The following is a 25,882-nucleotide window of genomic DNA, read 5'->3' on the forward strand; positions in this document are numbered from 1 at the left end:
CCCTCACCCCTCGGAAGGAGCGCCATGAAGACCTACGCGGAGATGAGCTCCGAGCTCGAGCAGCTCGCGGAGCGCAACGACCGGCTCACCGCGGCGCTGCGCGCGGCCCGCGGACAGATCCTCGAGCTCAAGGCGGATCTCGAGCGGATCGGCGACCCGCCGAACTCCTATGCGACCTTCCTGCGCCGCACCGACGGCACCACCGTCGACGTGCTGCACAACGGCCGGCGCCTGCGCGTCGCGACCTCCGCCGAGGTGGACCTCGAGGCGCTGCGCCCCGGCATGGAGCTCCGGCTGAACGAGTCCCTCGCCGCCGTCGAGACGATCACCCCCGGCGACGCCGGGAACGTCGTCGCCGTCGTCGAGCCGCTCGCCGACTCGCGGGTGCTCGTCGCCGTCGCCCCGGACGACACGCGCGTGCTGCGCCGCTCGGGCGAGCTCGAGGACGAGCTGCTGCACCCGGGGGACAGCGTGCTCGTCGACCTCAAGGCGCAGCTCGTGCTCGAGCGCATCGACCGCGCGGAGATCACCGATCTCGTCCTCGAGCAGGTCCCGGATGTCGCCTTCGAGTCGATCGGCGGGCTCTCCGGCCAGATCGAGACGATCCGCGACGCGGTCGAGCTGCCCTTCCTGCAGCAGGACCTGTACCGCACCTACGGCCTGCGACCGCCCAAGGGCGTGCTCCTCTACGGCCCTCCCGGCTGTGGCAAGACGATGATCGCGAAGGCGGTCGCGCACGAGCTCGTGCTCCGCTCCGCGGAGGTGCGCGGCGTGAGCGTCGACGAGGCGCTCGAGAACTCCGCCTTCCTCAACGTCAAGGGACCGGAGCTGCTGAACAAGTACGTGGGGGAGACCGAGCGCTCCATCCGGCTCGTCTTCGAGCGGGCCCGCGAGAAGGCGAGCGCCCACCACCCGGTCGTCATCTTCTTCGACGAGATGGAGGCGCTGTTCCGCACGCGCGGCACGGGGCTGTCGAGCGACGTCGAGACCACGATCGTGCCGCAGCTGCTCGCGGAGATCGACGGTGTCGAGGGCCTGGACAACGTGATCGTCATCGGCGCCTCCAACCGCGAGGACATGATCGACCCGGCGATCCTGCGCCCGGGCCGGCTCGACGTGAAGATCCGCGTGCAGCGACCCGACGCCGCCGCGGGGCGCGAGATCCTGGGCCTCTACCTCGACGAGGACGTCCCGCTGCGCGGTGACCGCGAGGCGCTGCTCGACGCGGCCGTCGCCCGCATCTACGACAACTCCCCGGCCTCCGCCTTCGTGCGGATCGACTACTCCGACGGCGGCGAGGCGGTGCTGCACTTCCGTGACGTGGTCTCCGGGGCGACGCTGCGCAACATCGTGGACCGCGCGAAGAAGAACGCGGTCAAGGACCAGCTCACCACGGGCGTCGCCGGGGTGAGCGAGGAGCACCTGCTGGACGCCGTGGCGGACGAGTTCTCCGAGAACGAGGACATGCCCTCCGCCGCGCACCCCGAGGAGTGGGCGCGGATCTCCGGGCACCGCGGGGCGCGCGTCGAGGCGATCGTGCCGCTCCGGCGCCCCGATGCGGGCGCCGGGCAGGACGAGGCGCAGGAGACCGGGCAGGAGGAGCGGCGATGAGCGGCGGCGGTCTCACCACCGAGCGCCCCATGGGCATCGAGACCGAGTTCGGCGTGCTCCACGTCGACCTCGAGGAGCGCACGCGCGCCGGGGCCGGCAGCGCGATCTTGCTCAGCCACCTCACGGTCGCGGCCTACGCGCTGCTCGCCCCCGCGGAGGGGGAGCGCGGGCGCCGGGTCCGCTGGGACTACGGGGACGAGTCCCCGCTGCGGGACGCGCGCGGCTTCGAGCTGCAGCGTGCCGCGGCGCACCCCACCCAGCTGACCGACGAGGTCAAGGACGCGCACCTGCCGAGCGTCGAGCTCGACGGCCCCGTCCGGGGATCCGACGTCGCCCCGGAGGGGACCGACGACGAGGTGCTCGCCTGGGCGGTGCACCGCTCGATCGGCAACTCCGTGCTGCGCAGCGGCGCCCGCTGGTACGTGGACCATGCCCATCCCGAGTACTCGGCGCCCGAGGTGCTGCGCGCCCGCGAAGCGGTGGTCGCGGACCGCGCCGGCGAGCTCGTCGCCCGCGAGGCGATGGCGATCGTCGAGCGCGCCGAGGGCATCCCCGACGTCGCGCTGTACAAGAACAACACCGACGGCAAGGGCGCCTCCTACGGCACGCACGAGAACTACCTGCTGGACCGCTCGGTGCCCTTCGAGGACGTCGTCGCGGTGCTGCTGCCCTTCCTCACCACGCGGCAGGTCCTCGTGGGCGCCGGTCGGGTGGGCCGCGGGACCCGCGGCTCCGAGCCCGGCTTCCAGATCTCCTCGCGGGCGGACTTCATGGAGGCCGAGGTGGGCCTCGAGACCACCCTGAACCGCCCGATCGTCAACACCCGCGACGAGCCCCACGCCGATGCGAGCCGCTTCCGCCGGCTCCACGTGATCATCGGGGACGCGAACCTCCTCGAGGAGTCCACCTTCCTCAAGCTCGGCACGACCTCCCTCGTGCTCGCGGCGCTCGAGGCGCAGCACCGCACCGGTGCGGCGATCCTGCCGGAGCTGCGCCTCACCGACCCGGTCGCGGCGGTCCGCGCGATCAGCCACGACCCGAGCCTGCGCACCACGGTCGAGCTCGCCGACGGCCGCTCCCTCACCGCCCTGCAGATCCAGCGGGAGATCCTCGACGCGGTCGCCGCCGTCGCCGATCGCACCGACGCGGAGACCGATCAGGTGCTCACGAGCTGGGGCGAGCTGCTCGACCTGCTCGCCGAGGACCCGATGCTCGCCGCGGACCGCGTCGAGTGGGTCGCCAAGCTGCGCCTGCTCGAGCAGTACCGGCGGCGCCACGGGGATCTCGACTGGGCGGACCCCCGCCTGCTCGCGATCGACCTGCAGTTCTCCGACCTCCGCCCCGCGCGCGGGCTGTTCGGGAAGCTCCGGGCCGCCGGGCAGGTGCGCACCCTCGTCACCGAGGAGGAGGTCGCCGAAGCGGTGACCACCCCGCCCGCGAGCACCCGCGCCCACCTGCGCGGGCAGCTCATCACCCATCATCCGGGCGCCGTGCCCTCGGCCGGCTGGGACGTCATCACCCTCGCCGGCGAGGAGGAGGGCCACCGGCTGCGCCTCGCCGATCCGCGGCTGGGATCAGCCGCCTGGTGCGAGGAGCACGGCGTCGACCCCGCCGCGGACCTCGACACGCTGCTCACCGCCCTGCACCGCGCCGTCGGCGACCGCTGACCCCGCCTCCCACCCCACCCATCCCTCCCGACGGAAGAAGGCCACCATGTCCCAGCAGAGCATCAACGCCCCGCGTCCCGGCGACGACGAGGAGAACGCCTCCGACGCCGTGACCGGCGGCCAGACCTTCGCCTCCGCGCAGGGCGCCGACGACCTCCTCGACGAGATCGACGCCGTGCTCGAGGAGAACGCCGAGACGTTCGTGCGCTCCTTCGTCCAGAAGGGCGGCGAGTGAGCCGATGAGGCGCCGCGTGGGAGGGCTGGAGACCGAGTTCGGGCTCGTGTGCGTCCGTGCGGACGGCACGCGCGCCCTCGAGCCGGAGGCCGCCGCCCGGGAGCTGTTCCGACCGGTCGTGGCCCAGGGGCGCTCCTCGAACGTCTTCCTGCGCAACGCCTCCCGGCTGTACCTCGACGTGGGCTCGCACCCCGAGTACGCGACCGCCGAGTGCGACGACTGGTGGGACCTCGTGGCCCAGGACGCCGCGGGGGAGCGGATCCTCGCCGAGCTCGTCGGCTCGGCGAACACGCGCCTGGCCGAGGACGGCCAGGACGCCCGCATCCACCTGCTCAAGAACAACGTCGACTCCCAGGGCAACGCGTTCGGCTCCCACGAGAACTACCTCGTGGACCGCCGCGGGGAGTTCACGCGGCTGCCGCGCTACCTGCTGCCCTTCCTCGTGACCCGCCAGATCGTCACCGGCGCGGGCGGCGTCGTCGTGGACCGGCCGCTCGGGGAGCCCACCGCCCCCGGCACCCCGCGCTTCGTGTTCTCACGCCGCAGCGACCACATGTGGGAGGCGGTCTCCTCGGCGACCACGCGCACCCGCCCGATCATCAACACCCGCGACGAGCCGCACGGCGACCCCACGCGGTTCCGGCGCCTCCACGTGATCGTCGGCGACTCGACGCGCAGCGAGGTCTCCACCCATCTGCGCTTCGCAACCACGGATCTCGTGCTGCGGCTCATCGAGTCCGGGCGCACGCTCCCCGAGCTCGCGCTCGCGGACGACATCGCCGCGATCCGGGTCGTCGCCCGTGACCTCACGGGCGCGGAGCCGCTCGAGCTCGCGGGTGGGGGCACCACGACCGCGCTCGAGGTGCAGCAGCGCTGGCTCGACCTCGCCTCGACCGTCGCGGAGCCCGCCGAGCTGGGGGTGCTCGAGACCTGGCAGCTGGCGCTCGACGCGGTGCGCACGGGGGACCGGTCCTGGGCCGCGCAGCACCTCGACTGGGCCATCAAGGAGCGTCTGGTCTCCCAGGTCGTCGAGAGGCGCGGCGTCGCGCTCGACGACCCGGTGATAGAGCGCCTCGATCTCGGCTACCACGACATCGACCCGAGCGGCTCGGTCTTCGCCTCGCTGCGCCGTCGCGGGCTCGCCCCGGCGGTGCTCGACGAGGAGCGGATCGCCGCGGCGGTCACGACGGCGCCCGCCAGCACGCGCGCCCACCTGCGCGGACAGGTCGTGACGGCCGCGCTCGAGCACGGGGTGGACCATGTCGTGGACTGGACCACGCTGCGGCTGACCCGCTCGGGCTCCGCGCCGGTGCAGATCCTGGACCCGTTCCAGACCCGCAGCGACGAGGTGGACGCGCTCCTGGCGCGGATCCGCGGCGGCGGTGCCCCGACCCCCGGCACCGTCTGAGCCGCATCGGCCGCCGCTTCCCAGCTTGCGCGTGAACCCTCCCGGCGCGCCCCCGTACCCTGGTCCTCGTGTCCCACCCCGGGGCCCACGATCCGAAAGGTCCTCCGTGATCCGTCGCCGCACCCTGCTGTCCACCGCCCTGGCCGCGACGGCCGCCATCGGCCTCGCCGCCTGCTCGAAGGACGACAGCGGCTCGAGCGCCTCCGACGGCGGGTCCGACGGCGGCGGCGCCGCCGCGCTCTCCGGCGTGGACGTGAGCGACGACCTCGGCTCCGAGCCGACGGTCTCCTTCACCGCGCCGCTGAGCATCGATGCCGCGGACGCCCGGGTGATCGCGGCCGGCGACGGCGCGACCCTCGCCGAGGGCGACACCGTGATCATGCGCAGCATGTACGTCGACGCGAGCACGGGGGAGACCCTCCAGTCGTGGTGGCAGGGCGCTCCCGCGGGCGGCCTGCAGGTCACCTCCGACGGCCTCGGGGCGGAGGCCTTCGCCTTCTTCCAGACGGTCACGGTGGGCTCCCGCTTCGCGATGGCCGGCTGGCAGCAGGACAGCAGCGGCAACGCCGTCTCGCTCGTCCAGGTGGGCGACGTGGACCGCGTCGTCTCCCCGCTGCGCGCCGAGGGCGCCGAGCAGAAGCCCTCGGGCTCCTACCCGAAGGTCACGCTCGGCAAGGACGGCGCCCCGGCGATCGACGGTCCCGGCTCGGGCGACGCCCCCGCGAAGACCGTCCGCGAGGTGCTCATCGAGGGCACCGGGGACACCACCCGCAAGGGCGACTACCTGACGATGCACTACACCGGCTGGGCCTGGGAGACGGGCGAGCAGTTCGACTCCTCGTGGGAGCGCGGCGCCCCGTTCAGCTTCGTGCAGGGCCAGGGGCAGGTCATCTCGGGCTGGGACGACAACCTGCTGGACCTCAAGGTCGGCAGCCAGGTCATGCTCGTGATCCCCGGTGACGAGGCCTATCCTGCCGATTCGGGGTCCGAGCTCGCGGGCCAGACCCTCATCTTCGTGGTCGACGTCCTCGACGCCGCCCACACCAACGCCTGACCACCCCCAACATCGGAGGAACGATGAACCGCAGCAAGCCCGAGATCGACGCCCCCGAGGGCCCCGCGCCCACCGAGCTCGTGATCGTCGACGAGACGGTCGGCGACGGCGAGGAGGCCGGCCGCGGCGACGTCGTCGACGTGCACTACGTCGGCGTCTCGCACTCGACCGGTGAGCAGTTCGACGCCTCCTGGGACCGCGGCGAGCCACTGCGCTTCCAGCTCGGCGTGGGCCAGGTCATCACCGGCTGGGACCAGGGCGTGCAGGGCATGAAGGTCGGCGGCCGCCGCCGCCTCGACATCCCCGCGCACCTCGCCTACGGCGACCACGGCGCGCCGCCGGTCATCGCCCCGGGCGAGACCCTCATCTTCGTGTGCGACCTGGTGGCGGTGCACAAGCGCTGAGCCCCTCCGTCCACGCGTCGGGCGGGGAGCAGCAGGGCCTGTTCGAGGCCCCTGCCCCCGCCGCGCCCGCCCCGACCGACCCGGCCCGCGACTCCGCGGGCCGGGTCGGTGGTCTGCGCACCACCGCCGGCTTCGCCCTCGCGCCGGAGCGGCCGGTCGCCTCCGTGCGGCTGATCGGGGTGCTGCCGCACCTGGACCGCCCCTTCGAGTACGCGGTCACCGCCGAGACCTCCGCCGCCGAGGCGGGCATGCGGGTCCGGGTCCGCTTCTCCGGCAAGGACACCGAGGGCATCGTCCTCGAGCGGCGGGACGCGCCGACGACGGACCGCGCGCTCGCCCCGCTCGTCCGTCTCGTCTCCGAGGACGTCGTCGTGCCGCCCGCCCTGATGCGCGTGTGCGAGGACGTCGCCGATCGCTGCGCGGGCACCGTCGGCGACGTGCTCCGGCTCGCGCTGCCGCCGCGCCACGCCCGTGCCGAGAAGCGCGATCGGGAGATGGCGGCCGCGGAGCGGGACGCCGCCGCGGCCCGCGCGTCGGCCGCGGCCGCGGAAGCGGCTGCCTCCGCTGATGCCGACACCGACACCGACACCGACACCGACACCGACACCGACACCGACACCGAGGATGCTCCCGCAGCGGACGCCGCGACGACGCCGCCCCGCCCCGGCGACCGCTACCCGGGGCTCGCGGCGCTCCTGAACCGCGCGGGCGGTGCCGAGGGGCCCGTGCCCCGCGCGAGCCTCACCCTCGACGCGGGCGACCCCTGGACCGCCGTGACCGCCGGAGCCCTCGAGGACCTCGGCCCCGACCGCGGCGCCCTCGTCATCGCCCCGGACCAGCGCGACGTGGCCCGCCTGTCCCGCGTGCTCACGGAGCGCGGCATCGACCACGAGGTCCTCGCCGGCACCGAGGGGCCGGAGAAGCGGTACCGCACCTTCCGGCGGGTGCTGCGCGGCGCGACCCGCGTGGTGCTCGGCAACCGCTCCGCGGCCTTCGCCCCCGTCCGCGATCTCGCCCTCGTGATCTGCTACGACGCCTCCGACGACCTCCTCACCGAGCCGCGCGCCCCCTATCCGCATGTGCGCACGGTGCTGCAGGCGCGTTCTGCCGAGGAGCGCTGCGCGCTGCTCTTCCTCGCCTCGAGCGAGTCCGTGCCGCTGCGCGCCCTCGAGACCGCCGGCTACCTCCGCCGGCTCGAGCCGCTGCCCGCGGCGTTGACGGCCGTGCGGCCCCGGATCACCGCGATGGACCAGTACCTGCGCGACCGCGAGGGCGCCTCCGGCCGCTCCCGGATGCCGCGTGAGGCGCTGCGGGTCATCCGCGAGGGCCTCACCCGGGGGCCCGTGCTCGTGCAGGTGCCGCGTTCGGGCTACGTCCCCGCGATCGCCTGCACCTTCTGCGGCACCCGCTGTCACTGCCCCGAGTGCTCCGCCCCGCTCTCGCTCACGGGCCGCTCCGGCCCGCTGCACTGCCGGGTCTGCGGTCGCCGGGAGGACGGCTACCGCTGCCCCGAATGCCATCGCACCGAGGTGCGGGCGATGGTCGTCGGCTCCACGCGGACCGCGGAGGAGCTCTCCCGCGCCTTCCCGTCCGCACGCCTCCAGGTCGCCGGCGGCGCCCACGGACCGCTCGAGGACGCCGACGTCGACCCCGCCGGGATCGTCGTCGCGACCCCCGGGGCGGAGCCCGCTCCCGAGGGCGGCTTCGCCGCGGGCCTCCTGCTGGACGCCGACGCGATGCTCGCCCGTGCCGCCTACGACGCGGACGTCGAGGCGGTGCGCCGCTGGCGCAACGCGATCGCCCTCGTGCGCACGGCCGAGCAGGGCGGGGAGGTGCTCGTCGTCGGCACCTCGACGCTGCCCGCGATCCGCGACCTCGTCGCCCATCGCTCCTCGGTGTTCCTGGACCGGGTGCTGGCCGACCGCGCCGAGCTGGACCTGCCGCCCGCGAGCCGGCTCGCGGAGATCGTCGGGGACCGGGACGCCTGCCGGCGCTTCCTGGAGAACGTCGAGCTCCCGGACGGCACGGACCGCTTCGGTCCCGTGGACCTCGACGGCCCGGGCCAGGCGGGCACGGCGCGCGCGGTGGTCAGGATCACCCCTTCGCGCTCGCGGGAGCTGACGACCGCGCTGCGCTCGGGCGTCGCGGGCCGCTCCGCCCGCAAGGAGCGAGGCTCGCTGCGGGTGCGGCTCGACCCGCCCGACGTCTTCTGACCCTGCCGTCCCCATAGAATCGAGCCATCATGCGTCTGCTCTTCGCCGGCACCCCCGAGGCCGCCCTCCCGTCCCTGCGCGCCCTGCTCGACTCCGCCCACGAGGTGGTCGGGGTCCTCACGCGCGCCGACGCCCCCCGCGGCCGCGGTCGCCGCCTCCACCCGAGCCCCGTCAAGGAGCTCGCCCTCGAGGCGGGCGTGCCCGTGCTCACGCCGCGCACCCTCCGCGACGCCGAGGTCCAGGAGGAGATCCGCACGCTCGCCCCGGATGCGGCGCCCGTCGTCGCCTACGGCAACCTCGTCCCCGCCGCCGCGCTCTCGATCCCCGCCCACGGCTGGGTCAACCTGCACTTCTCCCTGCTGCCCGCCTGGCGCGGAGCCGCTCCCGCGCAGCGGGCCGTGCTCTCGGGACAGCGGGAGACCGGCATGAGCGTGTTCCGACTCGAGGAGGGCCTGGACACCGGCGACGTCATCGCCTCGGCGCCCACGGCCATCGGCCCGCACGAGACGGCCGGCGAGCTGCTCGAGCGCATGTCCCACGACGGCGCGGGCCTCCTGCTGCAGGCCCTCGACGCGCTCGAGGCCGGCACGGCCTCCTTCACCGTCCAGGACCACGACGCCGCGACCCACGCCGCGAAGCTCACCACCGCGGAGGCCCGCATCGACTGGACGCGCCCCGCCGAGGAGGTCGACGCGCACGTGCGCGGCATGAGCCCGGACCCGGGCGCCTGGACCCTGCTGCGGGGGGAGCGGTTCAAGGCCCTCGGCACCGAGGAGCCCGCACCGGACCCCTCCGTCACCGCCGCTCCCGGGGAGCTCGTCGCGACCCGTCGGCAGCTGCTCGTGGGCACCGGCACCACACCGATCGCCCTGTCGGTCGTCGCCCCCGCCGGGAAGCGGGCCATGCGCGCGGCGGACTGGGCGCGGGGGGCGGGCCTCGAGCCCGGCACCAGCTTCGAGAACGAGGAGGACCGCGCATGAGCCGCGAGGACGGACAGCGCCGCTCCGGCGGCCCGGGCGGGGACCGCCACGGCGGTCAGGGCCACGGGGGTCAGGGCCGCAGCGGGAACGGCCGGGACGGACAGGGCCGTGGCGGCCAGGGCCGCGGCCGGGACCAGCACGGCCACGAGCGCTCCGGCTCCCGGGGCAGCGGCGGCCCGCGCCGCGGGTGGTCGCAGCAGCGGCCCTCCGAGCGCCGTGGTCGCACCACCGGCTCCCGGCTCGTGGCCTTCGAGGGGCTGCGCACGGTGCGCGAGGACGACGCGTACGCGAACCTCGTGCTCCCGCAGCTGCTGCGCCGACACCGCCTCCCCGGCCGGGACGCCGCCTTCACGACCGAGCTGTTCTACGGCTCCCTGCGCGCGCAGGGCCGTCTCGACGCCGTGCTCGCCGCCTGCATCGACCGCGACCTCGAGGACGTCGACCCGGACCTCCTGGACGTCATGCGGCTCGGCGCCTATCAGCTGCTGGACATGGCGGTCGCCCCGCACGCCGCGACCTCGGAGACCGTGGCGCTGGCCCGGCAGGAGGTCGGCGCGGGGGCCGCGAGCTTCGCGAACGCCGTGCTGCGACGGGTGGGGGAACGGACCCTCGAGGAGTGGCTCGAGGAGGTGGCCCCGGACCGTGCGAGCGACGAGACCGGACATCTCGCGGTGCGGCACTCGCATCCCCGCTGGGTGGTCCGTGCGCTCTCCGACGCCCTCGCCGGCCACGGCCGCGACCGGTCCGAGATCGATGCCCTGCTCGCCGCCCAGAACGCCGCCCCCGCCGTCTCCCTCGTCATGCGACCGGGTCTCACCGACCTCGACGAGCTGATCGACGAGGGCGCCTCCCGCGGGCACCTCTCCGTGTTCGGCGCGGCCTGGCCCTCGGGGGACCCGGGCGGGATGGACGTCGTCAAGCAGGGGCGCGCCGCCGTCCAGGACGAGGGCAGCCAGCTCATGGCGCTCGCCCTCGCCCTCGGCGCCGACGACCTCGTCACCGCGGACGACGCCCACTGGCTGGACCTCTGCTCAGGGCCTGGCGGCAAGACCGCGCTGCTGGGCGGCCTCACCGTGGACCACGACGCGGACCTGCTCGCCCTCGAGCTGCAGCCCCACCGCACCGAGCTCGTCGACCGCGCCGTTGCGACGCTCCGCGAGGCGGGGTGCGAGATCGAGACCCGCACCGGCGACGGCACCGCGATCGGCGCCCAGATGCCGGGCCGCTTCTCCCGCGTCCTCGCGGACGTCCCCTGCTCGGGCCTCGGCGCGCTGCGCCGCCGCCCGGAGTCGCGGTGGCGCCGCAGCCCGGGGGACATCGGCCACCTCGGCGCGCTCCAGCGGGAACTGCTGGGCTCCGCCCTCGACGCGACCGCCCCCGGCGGCGTCGTCGCCTACGTGACCTGCTCGCCGCACCTCGCGGAGACCCGGCTCGTCGTGGCGGACGTCCTGCGCCGCCGCGACGACGTCGAGCAGCTCGACGCCCGCCCCGCCGTGCGCGCCGGCATCCTGCCCGAGGAGCAGGAGACCGCCGAGCTCGGCGAGGGACCCTCCGTGCAGCTGTGGCCCCATGTGCACGGGACCGACGCCATGTTCATCGCCCTGCTGCGCAGGACCCCCTCCGAGGAAGGACCGAAGGCCTCATGAACTCCGCCTACGCGACCGACGGCCGCTACATCCACCCCAGCATCCTCAACGCCGACTTCATGAGCATCGGCGCGGAGCTCGACAAGATCTCCACCGCGGACAGCGTCCACGTCGACGTCATGGACAACCACTTCGTCCCGAACCTCACCTTCGGCGCGAGCATGGTCGAGCAGATCGTCGAGCGCAGCCCGATCCCCGTGGACGCCCACCTGATGATCGCCGACGCGGACCGCGAGGCGCCGGTCTACGCCGAGGCGGGGGCGTCCTCGGTCACCTTCCACCTCGAGGCGGCGGCGGCGCCGGTGCGACTGGCCCGTGAGCTGCGTCGCAAGAACGCGGCCGTCGGGGTGGCCCTGCGCCCGGCGACGCCGGTCGAGCCGCTGCTCGACGTCATCGGCGAGTTCGACATGCTGCTGCTCATGACGGTCGAGCCGGGCTTCGGCGGGCAGAGCTTCCTGGAGACCATGCTCCCGAAGATCCGCCGCGCGCGCCGCGCGATCAGCGAGGCGAACCTGCAGGTCTCCATCCAGGTGGACGGCGGCGTCTCGCGCGAGACGATCGAGCGCTGCGCCGAGGCGGGGGCGAACGTCTTCGTCGCCGGCTCCGCGATCTACAAGGCCCGCGACGCCGCGGAGGAGATCGCCGTGCTGCGGGAGCTCGCCGCCGGGCACTGATCCCCACGTGATCCCCCTGAGGAGTGCCTCGTCCGACGCCCGTCCGCCCTCGGCGGACGGGCGTCGTCGTCCCCGTCGGGCTGGTCTAGAGTTCCCCTGTCACGCAACGTGACGTGCTCCGGGGTCGGTGGAAGTCCGAGCCGGCGGTGACAGTCCGCGACCCGCTTCGGCGGTGGAGCCGGTGGAATTCCGGCGCCGACAGTACAGCCTGGAAGAGAGGCGCACGTCCGCACGCGGTCGGGCGCCTCCGCGCATCCGTCCTCCCGTGCCGGCACAGCTTTGTCCCCCGGAGTCACTGCATCCGACGGGAGAAAGGCACCGACATGGATCTTCTGCAGTGGCTCTTCACCGCCCGCCTCGACCTCGGGAACGGACAGTTCCTGCTCTGGCGCGAGGTGCTCGGCAACGTCTTCGGACTCCTCAGCGCCCTCGGCGGCATGCGCCGCAAGGTCTGGGCCTGGCCGATCGGCATCCTCGGCAACCTGCTCCTGCTCACGGTGTTCATGGGCACCCTCTTCGGCGATCCGCAGGCCGTGGATCTGCTGGGCCAGGCGGGTCGCCAGGTCATGTTCATCGTCACGAGCGTCTACGGCTGGGTCCGCTGGAAGCAGGCGAAGGGCTCCGGCGGCACCGCCGTCGAGCCCACCTGGGCCTCCTGGGGCACCCGCGCGCTGCTGCTCGTCGCCCTCGTCGGCGGCACGGCCGCGCTCACCCCGCTGTTCCGCGCGCTCGGCTCCTACGAGCCGGTGTGGGCGGACGCCTGGATCTTCATGGGCTCCCTGCTCGCGACCTTCGGCATGGCCAAGGGCTGGGTCGAGTTCTGGCTGATCTGGGTGGCCGTCGACGTCGTCGGCGTGCCGCTGCTGATCAGCGCGGGCTACTGGGCGAGCGCCCTCATGTACGTCTTCTACGGCGCCTTCACGCTGACCGGGTTCTTCGTGTGGTGGCGCGTGCGACGTCGCCAGGACGCCGAGGGCGGGGGAGTGACGGTCGAGACCGCGCACCTGGACCCCACCGTGGGCCGCGGCGGCCACGGCCGACGCCGCAGCAGCTGACGCTCCCTTCCTCCCGTCCCGGCGCCGCGCCCCGCACCCGCGCCGCCGCCCGGTGGGCGGGCGCGGGCGCGGGCGGGCCCCGGGGATCGGTACCCTGAACCCGTGAAGGATTTCGAGGCGCTGTACGCCGAGCTCATCGAGAAGGCCCGGACCCGACCGGAGGGCTCCGGCACCGTCCGCGAGCTGGACGGCGGCGTCCATCAGATCGGCAAGAAGATCGTGGAGGAGGCGGCGGAGGTCTGGATGGCCTGCGAGCACGAGACCGACGACGACGCCGCCCTGGAGATCAGCCAGCTGCTGTACCACGTCCAGGTCATGATGGTCGCGAAGGGCCTCACCCTCGAGGACGTCTACCGCAAGCTCTGAGCGTTGGGCCCGCAGCTCCTGCGGGCCCCGTCCGAACCGTCCCCCCCTCCGTCCCCCGACCCAGCACGCCGCCGCTCCCGGCGGCGGAGGAGCTTCCATGCTGCGCATCGCCGTGCCCAACAAGGGCGCCCTGTCCGAGCCCGCCGCCGACCTCCTGCAGGAGGCGGGGTACCGCCGTCGCGGCACCGCCAAGGAGCTCGTCGTCGTCGACCACGAGAACGACGTCGAGTTCTTCTACCTGCGCCCCCGCGACATCGCCGTGTACGTGGGCTCGGGGACCGTGGACGTGGGCATCACCGGCCAGGACATGCTCCTGGACTCCCGCACCCCGGCCCGCGAGATCCTCGACCTGGGCTTCGCCCGCTCGACCTTCCGCTTCGCCGCGCCGAGCGGCACCCGCTCGCAGGTCGCCGAGCTCGAGGGCCTGCGGATCGCCACGAGCTACGAGAACCTCGTCGAGGACCACCTCGCCGAGCACGGCGTGCACGCCGAGGTGGTCCACCTCGACGGGGCCGTCGAGTCCTCGATCCGGCTCGGCGTCGCCGACGTGATCGCGGACGTCGTCGAGACCGGCACGACCCTGCGCCAGGCGGGCCTGGAGCCCTTCGGCGACCCGATCATGACGAGCCAGGCGGTGCTCTTCTCCCGCCCGGAGCTCGAGCTCGAGGACGCCGCCGCGCGCTCCCTCGAGGTGCTCGAGCGGCGCATCCGAGGCGTGCTCGTCGCGCACCGCTATGTCATGCTCGACTATGACATCCCCACCGCGCAGCTCGAGCGGGCCGTCGCGGTCTCGCCGGGATTCCAGTCGCCCACGGTCTCCCCGCTGCACGGCGGCGAGTGGTCCGCCGTCCGCGTCATGGTGGACAAGAGCGGTGCCCATCGCATGATGGACGAGCTGTACGACGTCGGCGCGCGGGCGATCCTCGCGACGGCGATCCAGTCCTGCCGCATCTGAGGAGGCCGGGCGGTCACGATGACCGATGAGGAGCTGCCGACGATCGTCCTGCGACCCCGCCTGGTGCGGGTCGCGGGCTACGCGACGGGGCTGCTCACCCTCGCCGGCGTCGTCTTCTGGGCCCTCGTCATCCCCGGCTTCACGCCGGGCGGCCGCGCCGTGCTGATGGGCGCCGGCGTGGTCGCGCTCGCCATCTGCCATCTCGAGGCGCGGGTGCGGCTGATCGCCCGCCCGGACACGCTCGTCGTCGTCAACCACCTGCGCACCCGCACCGTGGACTGGGCGGAGGTGGTGGGCGTGAGCTTCCCGATGGGCGATCCCTGGGCCCACCTCGACCTCGCCGACGGCACCACGCTGGACACCATGGCGCTGCAGCGCGCGGACGGCCGTCGCGCCGTCGCCGCCGCACACCGGCTCGCGGCGCTCGTGCGCGAGCGCGGCGAGGCCCGCCCCGGCACCCTGGGCTGATCCGGCGCGTCACCGCCGGAGACGGTGCGGCGCCGCTCACTGCAGGGCCGCGCTCAGCCGCGGGTGATCCGCTGCGCCGCGGCGCGCCCCGCGAGGGCGCCGAAGAGGAAGGCCGCGGGATCCTCGGCGAGCGAGCGTCCCATCGTCAAGAGCCGCACCGGCATCCGCTCGAGCGCCGCCCGCAGCCCGTCACCGGGCACCTCGACGCTCCGGTGCTCGACCCCGCGCATCCGCGCCCGGTCGATGATCATCGAATCCACCTGTTCCGCGACCGACGCATGGAATGCGCTGTACTCGGGATCCGCGGGGGAGAGCAGCGGCAGCAGCGCGGGGGCGAGGGCCGCGCGGCCGAGGGTCGTCGACGCGTGATGGGACAGCCCGTGGTGGCGCTCGCGAGCGTCCCCCTCGGAGACCCGCAGCGCGGCGACGACCGTGCCGCCCAGCACATGGGCGGCATGCAGGGACTCCACCAGCTGGAGGCCCGAGAACCCCCACGGCGTGCCCGAGCCGAGCGTGCCCGGCCCCTGGACCGCGATCACGACGTCGGCGTCCAGCACGTGCCGCGCGCCCAGCAGCGCCGAGTGGACGGTCACCGCCTCGTGCTCGCCGCCGAAGGCCTGCCCGCAGCTGATGACCCCCTGCACGAGCTCCCGCTCCCGGAGCTCGGCGGCGGTGCGAGAGAACGCCGCGGGCAGGGCCGCGGCATCGGTGTGCACGTGCACGATCCGGGCGTCCGGGTCCGTCTCCCGGATTCCGGCGACCACGGCGGGCAGCGCGGAGTGGAGGTCCGTGACGACCACGGGCATGCCACCGAGGTCCTCGGCGTCCTGGAGCAACGCGTGGTGCGGGCTCGCGGGGTCGTCGATCGCGTCGAGCACCGTCTGCATCGGGGTGTAGCGGGCCTTGACCATGTGCCCGGCGGGGTCCGGCTGCGCGGCGCCGGCCGATGCAGAGGCCGCGTCGACGGCGTCCGGTCGGGCGACGACGAAGGCCTGGCCCCCGGTGCCCAGGCCGCGCCGCAGCGCGTTGGTGTTCAGGAGGACCACCTCGCCGGGGGAGGGGGCGCCCGTGAGCTCCGGGTAGGCGAGCGCCGGCACCCGCTCGCCGCCCTCGAGCTGCACCTCGCAGCGCACGACCCCCGACCAGGCGGGAAGGTTCGTGACGACGGTTCCTCGTTCCCAGCGCAGCATGCGCGCCATCCTACGGAGATCCGCAGGACGGGCCCCGGCCGACTATCCTGGACGGGTGGCTGCACGAGGTGTGGAAAGACTGCTCAACGTCATCATGACGATCGGCTCGCGCCGTCGGATCGACCGCGCGAAGCTGTTCGCCGTCATCCCCGAGTACAAGGAGGCGGTGAGCGACCAGGCGGCGGAGCGCATGTTCGAGCGCGACAAGGCAGCGATCCTCGAGCTCGGGCTCCCGCTCGTCACCGAGTCGGACGTCCTGGACGACAACACCGTCTACTACCGCATCGCCTCGCCGCGCGAGGACGCCGTGCTGGACCTCAGCACCGCGGAGTACACCGTGCTGCTCGCCGCGAGCCGGGCCTGGGACCAGGCCGCCGCCGGCGGCGCCGCCCGGCGGGTGCGGGCGAAGCTCCTGAGCCTCGGCCACGACGCCGATCCAGATCTGCTGCGACGCACGCCCCGCGGCGCCGTCGAGTCCCTCCCCGTGCTGAGCCCGCTGCTCGAGGCCGTCACCGACGGCACCCGCGTGCGCTTCTCCTACCGCGCCGCGACGGGCTCCGTCGCCGAGCGCACCGTCGAGCCCTGGGTGGTGGGCGTGCACGACGGCCACTGGTACGTCTACGGCTGGGACACCGGCCGCGAGGACGTCCGCATGTTCCGCGCGTCCCGCATCGAGTCCTTCCCCCGCGCGGCCGGTGAGGCCGCCCGCCCGCGGCCGGAGCAGGTGGACCTCGAGGAGGTCCTCTCCCGCATGCACACGGGCGACGACCGCGACCGCGCCGTGCTGCGCGCCGAGCCCTTCAAGGCGCTCGCCCTGCGCGATCGCGCGGGCGCGGATCTCGCCGCCCCCGAGCTCACCCTGCCCGAGCTGCCCCGCGCCGCCGCGCGCCGACTGCTGCTGGGCGAGATCCGCTGGACAGAGGTCACCGCGCCGCCGGAGTGGCGCCAGGAGATCCACGAGGTGCTCGCCCAGATCGCCGCCGCGCACGAGGGTCCGGCCGATCTCGCTCCCCTCGAGGCCGCCCCCGAGCGCACGGCCTCCCGGATCCGGGTCTCGAGCTCGAGCAACGACGACGTCTCGCGGCTCATCGCGGTGGCCTCCTACGTCATGCAGCGCGGCGAGGTGGAGCTCGTCGAGCTCGCCGAGGCGCTCGGGGTCACCGAGAAGCAGGTGACCGCCGATCTGCAGGTGCTCTTCCTGTGCGGCGACCTCGGCACGGGCTGGGAGGACCTCATCGAGGCGGAGTGGGAGCACGGGGTGGTGCGTGTGCGCAACGCGGAGCCGCTGCGCCGCGCCCTGCGCCTGAGCGCGGTCGAGGTCACGGCGCTGCTCGCCGGGCTCGCCGCGCTCGCGGCCACGGCGGGGGAGGCGGCCGAGGCGATCGCCTCCGCCCGCGCCACGCTGCTCGCCGCGGCGGGCCTCGACCGTCCCGCCGTCGCGGCGCCCACAGGGTTCGGGGCCCCGCCGGAGGGGGCGGACGCCCCGGGGGCCGGGGGCACGAGCACCGAGCCGCCGTCGCACGACGAGCCCCGTGAGCACCCCGAGGAGCGGACCGCCCATCGCGCCGACGCCGTGCTCGCCGCGGTGCAGTCCGCGCTGCGGGCGGCCGACGACGACCCCGCCTCCCGGCTGATGATCCGCTACTCCGCCTCCGACCGACCCGGGACGAGCGTCCGGCGCATCCGCCCGCTGCGGCTCGAGACGGACGGCGCCCGCTCCTACCTGCTCGCCGAGTGCGAGCTCGCGGGCGCGGAGCGGCGATTCCGCCTGGACAGGATCGTCGAGCTCCCCGCACCGGGGACGGAGCAGCACCCCGCGCTGCCCGGCGAGGACACCGCGGATCTGCAGGGCGTGGTGGGGAGCGACCCCGAGGGCGAGCTCGAGGGGACGTGGCTGCGGCTCGAGCCGCCGGCACGCTGGATCGCGGAGTCCTTCGAGGCCACCGCGCTGCGGGACGGCGAGGGCGCCGTGGTCTATGCCCGGCTCGACGAGCCGCTGCGCGCTCCGCTCGTGGACGCGGTCCTCGAGACCGCGGGTGCGGCGACGGTGCTCTCGCCCCCGTCGCTGAGAGACACGATCGTGACCGTGGCGCGCACCGCCATGGCACACCATTCCTAGGTCCAGGGACTACCCTGGGACCGCCCACCGAGCGGTGGGCGGAGCCCCTCCGGAGCCTCCCGGGCTGCACCCGGTCCGATGTGGGACCATGGCCCGAGCCGTGACGACCACGGCGATGTTGAAAGGTAACCCCCATGAGCTTCTTCAAGAGCCCGGTCGCGATCGTGGTGCTTCTGATCCTGGTCGTCCTGCTCTTCGGCGCCGGCAAGCTGCCGAGCCTCGCGCGCAACGTCGGCAAGTCGATGCGCATCTTCAAGAGCGAGGTCGAGGAGATGCGCGGCGACGACAGGTCCTCCGACGAGGACGACGAGGACGACCGCCCCGTGCGACGCAGCACGGAGCGCACCTCCGAGCGCGGCCGCGAGTACGACCCCCGCGACACCGCCGACGAGACGACCCCCGTCCGCGCCCCGCGCGACGAGGACGACTCGTACCGCCGCGACTGATCACCTCGTCGCCCGACGAGGTCAGGGGTCCGGGCCGGTGACGGCCCGGACCGCGACTGCCGGGAGGAAGCACGTCCGTGGCCAGTGACACCCAGGCCCAGGGGACCCCCAAGAAGGGTCGCCGCCCCAAGGATCCCGAGGGACGCATGTCCCTCGGCGAGCACCTCATCGAGCTGCGCAACCGGCTCGTGATCTCCGCGATCACGATCGTGCTGCTCTCGATCGTGGGATGGCTCGTCTATCCCTGGGTCTTCGACGCGCTCCAGCGTCCCTTCACGCAGGCAGCCGCCCAGGGCATGCAGGCGGACCTCAACTTCCAGGGCGTGGGCACGGGTCTGAACGTGCGGCTCCAGATGTCCGCGTACGTGGGCATCATCCTGTCGAGCCCCATGCTCATGCTGCAGATCTGGCTGTTCGTCATGCCCGGCCTGCACAGGAACGAGCGCAAGTACGCGATCGGCTTCTTCGGCAGCGCGATCCCGCTCTTCTTCCTGGGCTGCGTCGCCGGCTACTGGGCCGTGAACCAGCTGGTCCCCGTGATGCTGAGCTTCACACCCGTCAGCGACACCGTCACCCAGTACATCAAGTACGACGAGTACCTAGCCCTGCTCGTGAAGACCATGCTCGCCTTCGGCATCGCCTTCGTCATGCCGGTCGTGCTCGTGCTGCTGAACTTCCTCGGCGTCCTCCGCGGCAAGACCATGCTGCGCGCCTGGCGCTGGGTGATCTTCGTCTGCTTCGCCTTCACCGCGGTCATGGTGCCCACCCCGGAGCCCATCACCCTCATCGGCATGTCCCTCGCGATCTCCTCGCTCTTCTTCGCCGCCGTCGGCATCGCGCTGCTCCACGACCGTCGACACCCCCGGGTCGAGGACGAGGAGCTGGACGACGAGACCGCGAGCCGCATCGACGGTCCCTCGGGCCTCGACGACGACGGTGAGGGCCGGTGAGCCGTCTCCGGGTCGGCCTGCTCGCCAATCCCGCCGCCGCCTTCGGCGCCTCCCACCGCGTCGGTCGCCAGGTGGGCCAGCTGCTCCGGCTCGCCGGCGTGTCCGTGGTGGACCTCTCCGGCCCCACGATGCACGTCGCCCGGGCCCGCGCGCTCGAGGTGCGCGACTCGCTCACCGCGCTCGTCGTCGTGGGCGGTGACGGCACCGTCGCCCTCGGGGCGGAGATCGTCGCCGGCACCCCCGTGCGCCTCGGGATCGTCCCCGCGGGGAGCGGCAACGACATCGCCCGCGCGCTCGACCTCCCGGTGGACGATCCGGAGGCCTCGACGCGCGCCCTGCTCCATGCTCTCTCGCGCCCCGCGGTGAGCGTCGACGCGCTCGAGGTGGTCTCCGCCGGGGACCAGGTGCCCCATCACCGCTCCATCGCCCTCGGCACGGTGAACATCGGCTTCGACGCCCAGGTGAACGCGCGGGCGAACAGCTACCGCCGGGGCCGCTCGACCCGCTACACCGCGGCCGTCCTGCGCGAGCTGCTCACCCTGCACGACCGCTCCTTCTGGATCGAGGTGGACGGTGGTCCCCGCGAGGAGATCGAGACGTCCCTGCTCTCGATCTGCTCGACCGGCTGGTACGGCGGCGGCATGCACCTCGTGCCGAGCGCCCGGATGGACGACGGCGCGGCGGATCTCGTCACGCTCACCGGCGTCGGCCGGGCGACGCTGCTGCGCTTCTTCCCGCGGGTGTTCCGCGGCACCCACACGGGCGTGCCCGGCTTCGCCGTGCGCCCCGTCCACGAGGTGACCGTCGGGCTGCGCACGGGGGAGGCCCAGCGGGCCTTCGCCGACGGCGAGGCCGCCGCGCAGCTCCCGCTCACGGTCCGCGTGCTGCCCGGCGCCGTCCGACTGCTCGTGGATCCCGACGCCCTGCGCCCCGCCGAGGCCGCCGCACCGGAGGGGCCCGACCGCAAGGAGCTGGCATGACCTCCCCGTCCGAGCAGTACGCGGCCTGGGCCGCGCAGCGACGCCTCGACGCCTCCGAGCTCGGGAGGTTCACCGGCCGCTTCCCCTTCGCGCTGGACCCGTTCCAGCTCGAGGGCTGCCGGGAGCTCGAGTCCGGCCGCTCCGTTCTCGTCGCCGCGCCGACGGGCGCCGGCAAGACGGTCGTGGGGGAGTTCGCCGTGCACCTCGCGCTCGCCCAGGGCCGCAAGGTCTTCTACACGGCACCCATCAAGGCGCTCTCCAACCAGAAGCACGGCGAGCTGGCCGCATGGCTCGGCGCTGAGCGCGTGGGCCTGCTGACGGGGGACACTTCCGTGCGGCCGGACGCCGAGGTGGTCGTCATGACCACCGAGGTGCTGCGCAACATGCTCTACGCGGACTCCCCGCTGCTCGAGGGCCTCGGCTTCGTGGTCATGGACGAGGTGCACTACCTCGCCGACCGCCTCCGCGGACCGGTCTGGGAGGAGGTCATCATCCACCTCGACCGCGCCGTGCAGCTCGTGGCGCTCTCCGCGACGGTCTCCAACGCGGAGGAGTTCGGCGCCTGGCTGCAGGAGGTCCGCGGCGACACCGGGATCGTGGTCTCCGAGACGCGGCCCGTGCCGCTGTGGCAGCACGTCGTCGTCGGCGACGAGCTGTTGGACCTCTTCGTCGACGACGCCGGGGCCCCGGTCGTCTCCCACGGGCCGGGGGCGCGCGGCGACCGGCTCGTGAACCCGCAGATCCAGCAGATCGCCTCCGTCTCCCCCCCGGCCGACGGCGGCGGCCGCGGCTACGCGGGCCGTCGCGGCACGAGCGGTCGCCATCGCCCGCGCGGCAGCGGCCAGCGGCACGGCGGCGGCCGGGGTCGCGGTGCCGGTCGGGGCGGTCACGGCGACCACCGGGGGCGCGACCATCGCGGCGGTGACCACCGTGGCGGGGATCCCCGGGGCGGCGAGCGTCGCGGCGGTGATCGCGACAGGGACAGCAGGGACGGCAGGGACCATCGCGGTGGGCTCCCGCGTCCCGCGCGCCGCACCGAGGTCATCTCCATGCTCGACGACGCCGCCCTGCTCCCCGCGATCGTCTTCATCTTCTCCCGCGCCGGCTGCGAGGCCGCCGTGCGGCAGTGCGCCCAGGGGCGGCTTCGCCTGACGAGCGAGGACGAGCGGCTGCGGATCCGCCGCGTGCTCGACGAGCGGCTCTCCACGATCGGCATCGAGGACGAGGAGGTGCTGGGCATCCATGCCTTCCGCCGTGCCGCCCTCGACGGCTACGCCGCCCACCACGCCGGGATCCTGCCGCTCCTGAAGACCGTCGTCGAGGAGCTCTTCGCCGCCGGTCTGGTGAAGGTCGTCTTCGCGACGGAGACCCTCGCGCTGGGCATCAACATGCCCGCCCGCTCCGTGGTGCTCGAGAAGCTCGTGAAGTTCAACGGCGTCGAGCACGCCGATCTCACCCCGGGGGAGTACACCCAGCTGACAGGGCGCGCGGGCCGCCGCGGCATCGACACCGAGGGCCACGCGGTCGTTCTCGCTGGGCCCCACTTCGACGCCGCCGGGGTCGCCGCCCTCGCCTCCCGGCGCACCTACCCGCTGCGCTCGGCCTTCCGGCCCACCGCGAACATGGCCGTGAACCTGCTCGAGCGCTTCGACCTCTCCCGCGCCCGGGAGACCCTCGAGACGAGCTTCGCGCAGTTCCAGGCGGACCGCTCCGTCGTGGGTCTCGCACGGCGCGCCCGCGAGCTCGAGGACACCGCCGCCTCCTACCGCGAGGCGCTCGACTGCGACCGCGGGGACCTGCTGGGCTATGCCGCCCTGCGCGACCGCATCGCGGACCGCGAGAAGGTGCTCTCCCGCCACCGCGCCGAGCGGGACCGCGACCGGACCGCGGGCATCCTGAAGGGCCTGCGCCGCGGCGAGATCCTCGCGCTGCCCGGCGGGAAGCGGCGCGGCTACGCGGTGGTGCTCGAGGTCGACACCGCGGTGCTCGGCGGGCCCCAGGTGCAGCTGCTCGACACCGAGGGCCGTCGCCGCACGATCCGCCCGTCGGACCTCCCCTCCTCCCCGGCCGTCATCGACGCGATGAAGCTGCCCCGGGCGGAGACCCTCTCCGCGGCGAAGGTGCGGCGGGACACCGCCGCCGCGCTGCGCCAGCACCTCTCCGGCCACGACGACGCCCGCGCCGATGTGCGCCGGAGGGCCGGCCGCGTGCCTTCGACCGCGGCGACGGACGAGACGCTGATCGCGCTGAAGGCGGAGCTCGCCGAGCACCCGTGCGCGCAGTGCCCGGATCTCGAGGCGCACCTGCGCTGGGTGCACCGCTACGAGAGCACCCGCAAGGAGCTCGCCTCCGTGCACCGTCGCATCGAGGGCCGCACGAGCTCCCTCGCCCGCGAGCTCGACCGCCTCACGGCGCTGCTCGAGGAGCTCGGCTACCTCGAAGGCACGGACGGGCAGCTCGTCCCCACGGAGCGCGGGCTGCGCCTGCGCCGGATCTTCTCCGACCGCGACCTCATGATCGCCGAGTGCATCGAGCACGGGGCCTGGACCGGGCTGGACGCCGCCGGTCTCGCGGCCGTGGTCTCCGCGGCGGTGCACGAGTCACGGCGGGACGACGGCGGCGCCCCGGAGATCATCGTCGACGCCGCCGTGGACGCTGCCCTCGAGGCCACGGCGCGGACGGCACAGCAGCTGCAGGCCGCGCAGACCCGCCACGGCATCGACGCGACGCCGCCGCCGGATCCGGCCGTCGCCGCGACCGTGCACCGCTGGGCGCGCGGCGTGCACCTCGCCGGTGCGCTCGAAGGCACCGGCATGCCGGCGGGCGACTTCGTGCGGCACTGCCGCCAGGTGATCGACCTGCTCGACCAGCTCACCGTCGACGAGCAGCTCGGCGCCGTGGCGCGCTCCGCGATCCTCGCCGTGCGCCGGGGACTCGTCGCCCAGGAGATCGATCGATGAGCGTTCTCCCAGGCGGGCAGGAGAGCCTACAGCCCATGCCGACCGCACCCTCAGCGCCCTCCTCGAGCACCGACGCTCCCGCGCCCCACGACGACCGCCTCCCCACCCTGTACACGGGCATGGTCCTGTACAGCACGGACGAGCCCGAGGCGACCGCGATGCTCGTCGCGGACGGCCTCATCGCCTGGGTCGGCACGGAGGACTCCGCGGCCGTCCTGCACCCGGACGCCCGGCGCGTGGACGTCACCGGATGCCTGATCACCCCCGGCTTCGTCGACGCCGCCGCGACCGCCGACGGCTCCGCGCCGGATCCTGCCGGCGACGCCGCGGCGGCCGCCGCCGGCATCGTGCTGCGGCTCCCCGGACCGACGGGCACGCGCGAGGGGGTCCGCGTCGTCGCGCCGGTCACCGAGAGCGCCCCGTACCTCGACCTCGTCGCCGACGGCACACCGCTCGCCCTCGCCTCCGCGGGGGAGGAGGGCGCCGCGGACCCGTGGAGCTGGGTCCGGGCCGCCGCCCAGCAGGGCGAGCCCTCCCAGCGCATCAGTGACCGCGCCGCCTTCCTCGCCGCGAGCCGGGGCGGGCAGCGGGTCGCGGGGCGGCGCCATCCCGGCTCCCTGCGCACCGGCATCGAGGCCACCTTCGTGGTCTGGGAGCCGTGGGACCTCACCGTGCGGGGCCACGGGGACCTCATCGAGACCTGGTCCACGGACCCCCGCTCGCGGACCCCGCTGCTGCCCGACCTCGAGCAGGGCGCACCGCGGGCGCTGCGCACCGTGATCGACGGTGCGATCGTCCACGACGCCCTGCCGCAGAGCGGCGCATGACGGCCACCCGGAGCGGCGCGCGGTCCCCGGCGCGCCGGCGCGACGCCGAGCATGCCGCCGAGCTCGTCCCGACCCCGTGGCCGATCGCGCTGCTGTGCGGCGTCGCGGGCGGCGTCGCCTGCCTCGTCGCCTTCCCGCCGTACGGCCTCTGGCCGCTGCTGCCCGTCTCCGTCGCCCTGCTCGTCGCCGGCGTGATGGTGCGCTCGGCGGTGCTGGCTGTGCTCGTGTCCCTGCTCTGGGGACTCGCCTTCTTCGTCCCGCTGACCGTCTGGGCGAACACCTATGCGGGGGCGATGCCGTGGATCGCGCTCGGGATCTTCGAGTCGCTCTCCGCGGTGCTCTTCGGGCTCCTCGCCCGCACGGTCATCGTGCGCCGGGGGCTGCGGGCCTCGAGCTGCCTCGTCGTCGCCGCGCTGTGGACGGGCGTCGAGCTGCTGCGCAGCCACGCCCCGTGGGGCGGCCTGCCGTGGGGGACGAGCGCCTACGCCCTCTCCGAGTCGCCCCTGCTGAACCTCGGCCCCTGGATCGGGACCGCCGGCCTCGCCCTCGTCGTCGGGATCCTGGGGATGCTCCTCCTGCACGGCGTGCTCGCCCTCACGGGACGCACGCGGCGCGGGCTCCGCGGTGTCGCCGGGGTGTGGCCGCTGTCGCTGGCCGTCGGCCTCGTCCTCGTCACCGTCGTGGTGCCGCTGCCGCAGAACCGCGCGCCGGAGGGCCGCTCGAGCATGACGATCGCCGGGATCCAGGGGAACATGGACCCGATCGACCCCGCGACGCTCACCATGCCCGACGGCGTCTACGAGAACCACCTCCAGGTCACGCGGGACACGATCACCACGACCGAGGAGAAGGGCGGGCAGCTCGAGCTCGTGGTCTGGCCCGAGGACTCCACCGAGTACGACCCCCGGCAGGACCCGGTGCGCTCCGCGCAGCTCGCCCAGGCCTCCGCGGACGCCGGCGCCCCGATCCTCGTGGGCACCCAGACCCTCGTCGGCGACCACGAGCGTCTGAACCACTCCCTGCTGTACACGGCGGACTCCGCGGACGGCGACGTGCCGTACACCTACGCCAAGCGCCATCCCGTGCCCTTCGGCGAGTACATCCCCGCACGGTCCTTCTTCCGCGTCCTCACCGACAAGGTGGACCTGGTCGGCTACGACATGCTGCCCGGCCAGGAGGTCGGCGTCATGGACCTCGCGAGCATCACCGGTGACGAGGACTCCGCGAAGGTCGGCGTGCTCATCTGCTTCGAGATCGCCTACGACAACCTCGTCCAGGACACGGTGCGGGACGGCGCCGAGGTGATCGTCGTGCAGTCCAACACCGCGCTCTTCGGTGACTCCGACGAGTCGATCCAGCAGCTCGCCCAGGCGAAGGTGATGGCCGTCGTCTCGGGCCGCAGCGTGGTCCACGTGGCCACGGTGGGGGAGTCGGCGATCTTCAGCCCCGAGGGCCGCCGGCTCTCCTCCGTGGGCCATTGGGAGCAGGGCGCGCTGCTCGCCGAGGTGCCCCTGCGCACCGGCATCACGCCCGCCGTCGCCGCCGGTCCCTGGATCGGCATCGGCATCTCCGCGATCGGGCTGATCGGACTGCTCGGTGCGCTCGGCACGCGCCGCCGCGCCCTGCCCACCCCCCGCCGCCGCGACCGCGACCGACCCCGCACCAGGAGCTGAC

Annotated in this window: 22 protein-coding genes and 1 riboswitch; of the genes, 21 read left to right on the forward strand and 1 reads right to left on the reverse strand. The window is 74.2% G+C overall.

Features of this window, described 5'->3' with window-relative positions; all coding sequences use genetic code 11:
* Positions 1 to 24: 24 nt before the first annotated feature.
* The 14 genes from arc to ACYVAP_RS08140 all read left to right on the forward strand — a co-directional run bounded on the left by arc (position 25) and on the right by ACYVAP_RS08140 (position 14,736).
* Entirely contained in the window at positions 25 to 1,611 is a 1,587-nt protein-coding gene (gene arc, locus ACYVAP_RS08075) for a proteasome ATPase (RefSeq protein WP_498860264.1), read from the forward strand.
* Entirely contained in the window at positions 1,608 to 3,278 is a 1,671-nt protein-coding gene (dop, locus tag ACYVAP_RS08080) for a proteasome accessory factor PafA2 family protein (RefSeq protein ID WP_498860265.1), read from the forward strand. Before arc ends, dop begins: the two co-directional genes overlap by 4 nt.
* 46 nt (positions 3,279 to 3,324) lie before the next feature.
* Entirely contained in the window at positions 3,325 to 3,513 is a 189-nt protein-coding gene (locus ACYVAP_RS08085) for a ubiquitin-like protein Pup (protein WP_137770771.1), read from the forward strand.
* 4 nt (positions 3,514 to 3,517) lie between these two features.
* Positions 3,518 to 4,921 carry a Pup--protein ligase gene (gene pafA / locus ACYVAP_RS08090; protein ID WP_498860266.1) on the forward strand — a complete coding sequence of 468 codons (1,404 nt, stop codon included), beginning with the start codon at positions 3,518 to 3,520 and terminating at the stop codon, positions 4,919 to 4,921.
* Between the two features lie 106 nt (positions 4,922 to 5,027).
* Positions 5,028 to 5,975, forward strand: a complete 948-nt coding sequence (locus ACYVAP_RS08095) for an FKBP-type peptidyl-prolyl cis-trans isomerase (RefSeq protein WP_498860267.1) — start codon at positions 5,028 to 5,030, stop codon at positions 5,973 to 5,975.
* A 23-nt stretch (positions 5,976 to 5,998) separates the two neighbouring features.
* The gene (locus tag ACYVAP_RS08100) at positions 5,999 to 6,379 is read left to right on the forward strand and encodes an FKBP-type peptidyl-prolyl cis-trans isomerase (RefSeq protein WP_137770774.1); all 381 of its coding nucleotides are present in this window, start codon (positions 5,999 to 6,001) and stop codon (positions 6,377 to 6,379) included.
* A complete protein-coding gene (locus ACYVAP_RS08105; protein WP_498860268.1) occupies positions 6,349 to 8,592 on the forward strand; it encodes a primosomal protein N' family DNA-binding protein in 2,244 nt (747 codons plus the stop codon). The genes ACYVAP_RS08100 and ACYVAP_RS08105 overlap by 31 nt, the downstream gene beginning before the upstream one ends.
* A gap of 29 nt (positions 8,593 to 8,621) precedes the next feature.
* Positions 8,622 to 9,572, forward strand: coding sequence for a methionyl-tRNA formyltransferase (gene fmt / locus ACYVAP_RS08110; RefSeq protein ID WP_498860269.1), 951 nt, complete (start codon positions 8,622 to 8,624; stop codon positions 9,570 to 9,572).
* Complete coding sequence (locus tag ACYVAP_RS08115) at positions 9,569 to 11,218, forward strand: RsmB/NOP family class I SAM-dependent RNA methyltransferase (protein WP_498860270.1); 1,650 nt, start codon at positions 9,569 to 9,571, stop codon at positions 11,216 to 11,218. Before fmt ends, ACYVAP_RS08115 begins: the two co-directional genes overlap by 4 nt.
* Complete coding sequence (gene rpe / locus ACYVAP_RS08120; protein WP_259359883.1) at positions 11,215 to 11,892, forward strand: ribulose-phosphate 3-epimerase; 678 nt, start codon at positions 11,215 to 11,217, stop codon at positions 11,890 to 11,892. Before ACYVAP_RS08115 ends, rpe begins: the two co-directional genes overlap by 4 nt.
* A 110-nt stretch (positions 11,893 to 12,002) precedes the next feature.
* Positions 12,003 to 12,120, forward strand: a riboswitch (FMN riboswitch).
* A gap of 95 nt (positions 12,121 to 12,215) precedes the next feature.
* Entirely contained in the window at positions 12,216 to 12,947 is a 732-nt protein-coding gene (pnuC, locus tag ACYVAP_RS08125) for a nicotinamide riboside transporter PnuC (protein WP_264451665.1), read from the forward strand.
* Between the two features lie 102 nt (positions 12,948 to 13,049).
* Complete coding sequence (locus ACYVAP_RS08130) at positions 13,050 to 13,313, forward strand: phosphoribosyl-ATP diphosphatase (protein WP_137770779.1); 264 nt, start codon at positions 13,050 to 13,052, stop codon at positions 13,311 to 13,313.
* A gap of 97 nt (positions 13,314 to 13,410) precedes the next feature.
* Positions 13,411 to 14,268, forward strand: a complete 858-nt coding sequence (gene hisG / locus ACYVAP_RS08135) for an ATP phosphoribosyltransferase (protein ID WP_137770780.1) — start codon at positions 13,411 to 13,413, stop codon at positions 14,266 to 14,268.
* 18 nt (positions 14,269 to 14,286) lie between these two features.
* Positions 14,287 to 14,736, forward strand: a complete 450-nt coding sequence (locus ACYVAP_RS08140) for a PH domain-containing protein (RefSeq protein WP_168198088.1) — start codon at positions 14,287 to 14,289, stop codon at positions 14,734 to 14,736.
* A gap of 53 nt (positions 14,737 to 14,789) precedes the next feature.
* Here the strand turns inward: ACYVAP_RS08140 and ACYVAP_RS08145 are convergent, their stop codons facing one another.
* The gene (locus ACYVAP_RS08145; RefSeq protein WP_498860271.1) at positions 14,790 to 15,926 is read right to left on the reverse strand and encodes a DUF3866 family protein; all 1,137 of its coding nucleotides are present in this window, start codon (positions 15,924 to 15,926) and stop codon (positions 14,790 to 14,792) included.
* Positions 15,927 to 15,981: 55 nt separating this feature from the next.
* Between ACYVAP_RS08145 and ACYVAP_RS08150 the strand changes: the two genes are divergently transcribed.
* From ACYVAP_RS08150 to lnt, 7 genes are all read left to right on the forward strand, one after another.
* Positions 15,982 to 18,045: a WYL domain-containing transcriptional regulator gene (locus ACYVAP_RS08150; RefSeq protein ID WP_498860272.1), complete on the forward strand. Its 2,064-nt coding sequence runs from the start codon at positions 15,982 to 15,984 to the stop codon at positions 18,043 to 18,045.
* 134 nt (positions 18,046 to 18,179) lie between these two features.
* Positions 18,180 to 18,491: a Sec-independent protein translocase subunit TatA gene (gene tatA / locus ACYVAP_RS08155; protein ID WP_137770783.1), complete on the forward strand. Its 312-nt coding sequence runs from the start codon at positions 18,180 to 18,182 to the stop codon at positions 18,489 to 18,491.
* Between the two features lie 77 nt (positions 18,492 to 18,568).
* Positions 18,569 to 19,441 (forward strand): twin-arginine translocase subunit TatC, encoded by an 873-nt coding sequence (tatC, locus tag ACYVAP_RS08160; RefSeq protein WP_264450901.1) that lies wholly within the window; start codon positions 18,569 to 18,571, stop codon positions 19,439 to 19,441.
* Positions 19,438 to 20,421, forward strand: coding sequence for a diacylglycerol/lipid kinase family protein (locus ACYVAP_RS08165; RefSeq protein ID WP_498860273.1), 984 nt, complete (start codon positions 19,438 to 19,440; stop codon positions 20,419 to 20,421). Before tatC ends, ACYVAP_RS08165 begins: the two co-directional genes overlap by 4 nt.
* Positions 20,418 to 23,381, forward strand: coding sequence for a DEAD/DEAH box helicase (locus ACYVAP_RS08170; RefSeq protein WP_498860274.1), 2,964 nt, complete (start codon positions 20,418 to 20,420; stop codon positions 23,379 to 23,381). Before ACYVAP_RS08165 ends, ACYVAP_RS08170 begins: the two co-directional genes overlap by 4 nt.
* A 35-nt stretch (positions 23,382 to 23,416) precedes the next feature.
* The gene (locus ACYVAP_RS08175) at positions 23,417 to 24,208 is read left to right on the forward strand and encodes a hypothetical protein (protein WP_498860275.1); all 792 of its coding nucleotides are present in this window, start codon (positions 23,417 to 23,419) and stop codon (positions 24,206 to 24,208) included.
* Complete coding sequence (gene lnt / locus ACYVAP_RS08180; protein ID WP_498860276.1) at positions 24,205 to 25,881, forward strand: apolipoprotein N-acyltransferase; 1,677 nt, start codon at positions 24,205 to 24,207, stop codon at positions 25,879 to 25,881. Before ACYVAP_RS08175 ends, lnt begins: the two co-directional genes overlap by 4 nt.
* Position 25,882 lies beyond the last annotated feature (1 nt).

It is taken from the genome of Brachybacterium horti (genome assembly GCF_054777615.1).

Coding starts and splice junctions, on each gene's coding strand:
- ACYVAP_RS08085 (WP_137770771.1), top strand. CDS start 3,325: ATGTCCCAGCAGAGCATCAACGCCCCGCGTCCCGGCGACGACGAGGAG.
- lnt (WP_498860276.1), top strand. CDS start 24,205: ATGACGGCCACCCGGAGCGGCGCGCGGTCCCCGGCGCGCCGGCGCGAC.
- rpe (WP_259359883.1), top strand. CDS start 11,215: ATGAACTCCGCCTACGCGACCGACGGCCGCTACATCCACCCCAGCATC.
- ACYVAP_RS08145 (WP_498860271.1), bottom strand. CDS start 15,926: ATGCTGCGCTGGGAACGAGGAACCGTCGTCACGAACCTTCCCGCCTGG.
- pafA (WP_498860266.1), top strand. CDS start 3,518: ATGAGGCGCCGCGTGGGAGGGCTGGAGACCGAGTTCGGGCTCGTGTGC.
- pnuC (WP_264451665.1), top strand. CDS start 12,216: ATGGATCTTCTGCAGTGGCTCTTCACCGCCCGCCTCGACCTCGGGAAC.
- arc (WP_498860264.1), top strand. CDS start 25: ATGAAGACCTACGCGGAGATGAGCTCCGAGCTCGAGCAGCTCGCGGAG.
- dop (WP_498860265.1), top strand. CDS start 1,608: ATGAGCGGCGGCGGTCTCACCACCGAGCGCCCCATGGGCATCGAGACC.
- tatA (WP_137770783.1), top strand. CDS start 18,180: ATGAGCTTCTTCAAGAGCCCGGTCGCGATCGTGGTGCTTCTGATCCTG.
- ACYVAP_RS08170 (WP_498860274.1), top strand. CDS start 20,418: ATGACCTCCCCGTCCGAGCAGTACGCGGCCTGGGCCGCGCAGCGACGC.
- ACYVAP_RS08100 (WP_137770774.1), top strand. CDS start 5,999: ATGAACCGCAGCAAGCCCGAGATCGACGCCCCCGAGGGCCCCGCGCCC.
- ACYVAP_RS08140 (WP_168198088.1), top strand. CDS start 14,287: ATGACCGATGAGGAGCTGCCGACGATCGTCCTGCGACCCCGCCTGGTG.
- hisG (WP_137770780.1), top strand. CDS start 13,411: ATGCTGCGCATCGCCGTGCCCAACAAGGGCGCCCTGTCCGAGCCCGCC.
- fmt (WP_498860269.1), top strand. CDS start 8,622: ATGCGTCTGCTCTTCGCCGGCACCCCCGAGGCCGCCCTCCCGTCCCTG.
- ACYVAP_RS08115 (WP_498860270.1), top strand. CDS start 9,569: ATGAGCCGCGAGGACGGACAGCGCCGCTCCGGCGGCCCGGGCGGGGAC.
- ACYVAP_RS08175 (WP_498860275.1), top strand. CDS start 23,417: ATGCCGACCGCACCCTCAGCGCCCTCCTCGAGCACCGACGCTCCCGCG.